Source organism: Streptomyces sp. NPDC041796, from assembly GCF_055590785.1.
On sequence record NZ_JBVJAH010000079.1, the window covers coordinates 1 to 3,832 of the forward strand.

General features: G+C 66.1%; 1 protein-coding gene and 4 pseudogenes. 2 read left to right on the top strand and 3 right to left on the bottom strand.

Annotated features, from left to right (window positions below; translation table 11 throughout):
• Positions 1–230: 230 nt before the first annotated feature.
• A pseudogene (locus ACZ6C1_RS38725) lies at positions 231–509 on the top strand (transposase); the annotation flags it as partial.
• 65 nt (positions 510–574) lie between these two features.
• Here the strand turns inward: ACZ6C1_RS38725 and ACZ6C1_RS38730 are convergent.
• The 3 genes and pseudogenes from ACZ6C1_RS38730 to ACZ6C1_RS38740 all read right to left on the bottom strand — a co-directional run.
• Positions 575–1,015: an IS5 family transposase gene (locus ACZ6C1_RS38730; protein WP_469247718.1), complete on the bottom strand. Its 441-nt coding sequence runs from the start codon at positions 1,013–1,015 to the stop codon at positions 575–577.
• 17 nt (positions 1,016–1,032) lie between these two features.
• Positions 1,033–2,297: pseudogene (locus tag ACZ6C1_RS38735) on the bottom strand (IS110 family RNA-guided transposase).
• Between the two features lie 462 nt (positions 2,298–2,759).
• A pseudogene (locus ACZ6C1_RS38740) lies at positions 2,760–3,154 on the bottom strand (transposase); the annotation flags it as partial.
• Between the two features lie 80 nt (positions 3,155–3,234).
• Between ACZ6C1_RS38740 and ACZ6C1_RS38745 the strand changes: the two are divergent.
• Positions 3,235–3,743 (top strand): annotated as a pseudogene (locus tag ACZ6C1_RS38745) (IS5 family transposase); the annotation flags it as partial.
• Positions 3,744–3,832 lie beyond the last annotated feature (89 nt).

The window sequence follows — 3,832 nt, forward strand, 5'->3', positions numbered from 1 at the left end:
GCTCTTCCGCAGAGCCCGCGTCAGCCCCAACAGACTGACGTCAATGATTAAGGCCGTCCTCGCCCTGGAGAGGCAACGCTGAAGAAGCTCAGTGAGGAGCGGACGGCCCGGTGGTACTGCCCCCAGAACGCATCCGGGCACCGGGCCTAACCCGCACACTCCATACCGGCACGAGCCACCGCCCACTTTACGCGCCTCTGACAGCATCGTCACACCCCCCACCCCATCCCGGCGCCTCCTACGCCGGCCTCGCCCCCACGACCAGGTCGTCGGGGACCTCGATCCACGGCGAACACGCACCACGGGGCGGAAACCGGCAGCTCAAACGCGCCATGTTCCTCTCCGCCTTCGCCTGCATGAACGCCGACCCAGCCTCACGCACCTACTACGACCGGCAAAGAGCCCGGGGCAAAACCCACACCCAGGCCCTCCTCCGCCTCGCCCGCCAACGCATCAGCGTCCTGTTCGCCATGCTCCGCGACGGCACCTTCTACGAATCCAGAACCCCCACCGCACCCTCGCCGCATGACCGTCCCAAACAGTCTCAAACCCGACGCCGCATCCTCAAGTCATCTCAATTGGTGAGTCTGCGGTAGCAGATGAGGGTGCAGGCGATGCTGGTGAAGGCCAGAAAGTGGCTGGCTTTGCGTTCGTAGCGTCGGTGCAGGCGCCGGCATCCGGCGAGCCAGGCCATGGTGCGTTCGATGGTCCAGCGGTGTCGGCCCAGCCGCTGGCTGGAGTCCGTGCCCTTGCGTGCGATGCGGGGCGTGATGCCACGGCCGCGTAACCATCGCCGCAGGTGGCTGTAGTCGTAGCCCTTGTCTGCGTGGAGCTTTTCGGGCCTGCGCCGCCGTCGGCCGCGGCGGGAGCGGATCGGCGGGATTCCCTGCACCAGCGGGATCAGGGCCTGGCTGTCATGGACGTTGGCACCCGAGATACCGACGGAGAGGGGCAGACCGGTCCGCTCGGTGACCAAATGGATCTTCGAGCCGTACTTGCCCCGGTCCACAGACATCCCACGCGCGTAACTCGTCAAGCGGCTTCCGCAGGAAGGTTCGCCATGGGCCGGTTGGGAAATGCCTTCACCTCGTCATAGGGCTCACGGTGCTGGAGGCAGTGGAAAAGTATCCCCATGAAGCGGTTGAAAAGGTTCCGCTGGGCGGCGACGTGGCGGTCGCCTGCCACTTTGCGACGGTCGTAGTGCGCTCTCGCGCCAGGGGAGGCAGTCAGGGAGGCGAAGGCCCAGACGTAGCCGACGGCGGCCAGTCGCTGGTTCTTCACCCGCCGGGCCATCACCGTGCAGCTTTTGCCGCTCGCCCGGGTGACCGGTGCACTGCCGGCGTAGGCCTTCTCGATCCGGCGGTCGTGAAACGGGCTCGGTCGTCGCCGATCTCGGCCAGGACCCGGGCCCCGGTTAACGACCCCAGGCCCGGAAAGCTGGAGATGACTGGGGCGTCAGGGTGCTGCTCGAAGGCCTCCCTGGTGGCAGCTTCCAGCTGGTCCGCGTTGGTGCAGGCGGCTTCCAGCTGACGCAGCAAGGCCGCGGTCTGCTGGCCGAAGGCCTCTTCAACCTGAGGTGGTTGGTGGAGGTACTCGCGGCGGAAAACTTCGTGGAGCCGGTCAGCCTCGGCTTCAATGCCGCGCAGGCGTCCAGCCTGCTTGAGCAGAGACTGGAGACGCCGGCGCGTGAGACGAGCCGCCGCTGTCGGCGTCGGGGCCGCGGCCAGGATGGTCCGGGCCTCGGCCGAGCAGATGCCCTCGCGCTTGTCAGCGAAGGCGGCCAGGATCGCAGGATAAAACTCGCGTAGCTGAGAGCGGAGCTTGTTGTGTGCCTGGCCCCGATCCCAGACCGCGTCCTGCTGGGCCCGCGCCAGCACCGCGATCGCCTGCGCCAGCTCAGAATCCTTCGGCAGAGGCCGGTGGGCGGCCATGTCGGTCCGCAGAATGTTCGCCAAGGCAGCGGCGTCGATGGCGTCCGACTTCTTCCTCGCGACCGAGTGCCGATCCCGGTAGCGGGCCACCGCCAACGGATTGATCGCGAATACCGGGCGTCCCGTCGCGCGGAGACAGGCGACCAGCAAGCCCCGGGACGTCTCGATTGCGACCGGAACCGGATGCTCCTTGTTGTCGCCGTGCTCGGTGAGCAGAGCTGTGAGCTGGGCGAATCCGGCCGCATCGTCGCTGATTCGCAGCTTGGCGAGCCGTGTCCCGCCAGCGTCGACGAGCGCGACATCGTGGTGGTCTTCTGCCCAGTCCACCCCGCAGAACACCGGCACCGGTAATCCTGCGATTTCCATCGTGTTCTCCCTCCTGCTCTGGTGTTTCGGCAGGCCAGAGCCTGTGCAGGGTGCGCGCGCTCCCTAATGGAAGTGCTCAAGGCACAACATCCCACCAGCCGTTCGCAACCCCAGTGAACTGCACGGTCCTTCGTCTTCCTGAGAGCTCTCAGGCTCGCGACACGATGAAAGGTGCTCCGTGCGGTTGGCTCAGGCCACGACCATCGAAGCCCCCGGTTCGTGCCGCCTGGTGAGGTGTTCTGAACTGGGCCTTCTGAGACCCGTTGTGAAACTTTTATGCCCTCGTGAGGTGCCGTTGTGCTCGCGAAGCTCAGAGGCTGGAACGGTTCCGGCCGGGGCCAGATCACTCTCAGTAGAGGACTTCCTGCCCTGGTGGCGGATGAGATCTTCGTCCGGGCCGGAACCGCTGCTGAAGCGAGCCCCGCGGTCTGTCGAAAGAGCTCTCACTCCGGATTCGGATAGCGATGACTCGCTTCGCTGCCCATTAGGATTCGGGCCCGTCAGCTCCCCCTTTTCAAGGCCCGCATGTTCACGGAGTCGATCGCGCACCGAGACCAGTCCAAGTCACCGCGGGAACCGAGCTCGTCGAGGACCAGGCGGTGCAGCTTCGCCCACACCCTGGCCTTCGACCATTCCGTGAACCGCCGGTGAGCCGTGGCTCCCGACGGTCCAAACGATGCGGACGGCAACTGCTGCCACGTGCAGCCCGACGTGGCCACGAACACGATCGCCGCCAGCACCTCCCGGTCACCGTGCCGCCGACGGCCACCGCCCTGCGGCCGTACCGGCGCCGCAGGAACCACCCGCTGGAACAACTCCCACAGCTCATCCGGCACCAGCCGCTCGACGATCCCCACACCAGCAGGTTATCGAACACGCCAAATGAGATGACCTTTAAGACCGTGTCCTATGTGGTGAGGCGGTCGTTGAGGTCGTCATGGGGAGGGGTACGTGGAATTGGATTGTTCCGGATGGACTGTGGGAGATCGCGAAGCCGCTGATCCCGCCCTCGAAGGTGCGGCCGCAGGGCGGTGGAACGCGGGACACTCCTGATGAGACGCTGTTTGCAGCGATCATCTATGTGCTGGTCAGCGGTGGTGCCTGGCGTGCGTTGCCGCCGTGCTTCGGGGTCTCGAAGTCGACCGCGCACCGAAGGTTCGTGATCTGGTCCAGGGCTGGTGTGTGGGGCCGGCTGCACGAGGCGGTCCTGCACCGCCTCGACGACGCCGGCCTGCTCGATCTCTCCCGAGCGGTCCTCGACTCCGCTCACGTGAGGGCGAAAAAGGGGGCGAGCTCACCGGTCCAAGCCCCGTGGACCGCGGCAAAGCGGGTTCGAAGATGCACGTCCTGTCGGACGCGAACGGACTGCCCCTTCTCGCCGGCCTCTCGGCCGCCATCGTCCACGACAGCGAGGGTTTGAAGCCGATGGTGGGGGGTCATCAAACGATTCCCAATGGGGTTGTCAAGCCTGGCTGATGACTCTTGGTGAGGGTCAGCCCAGCACGACCGTGCTCGGCGGTGGGGTGACCTCGAAG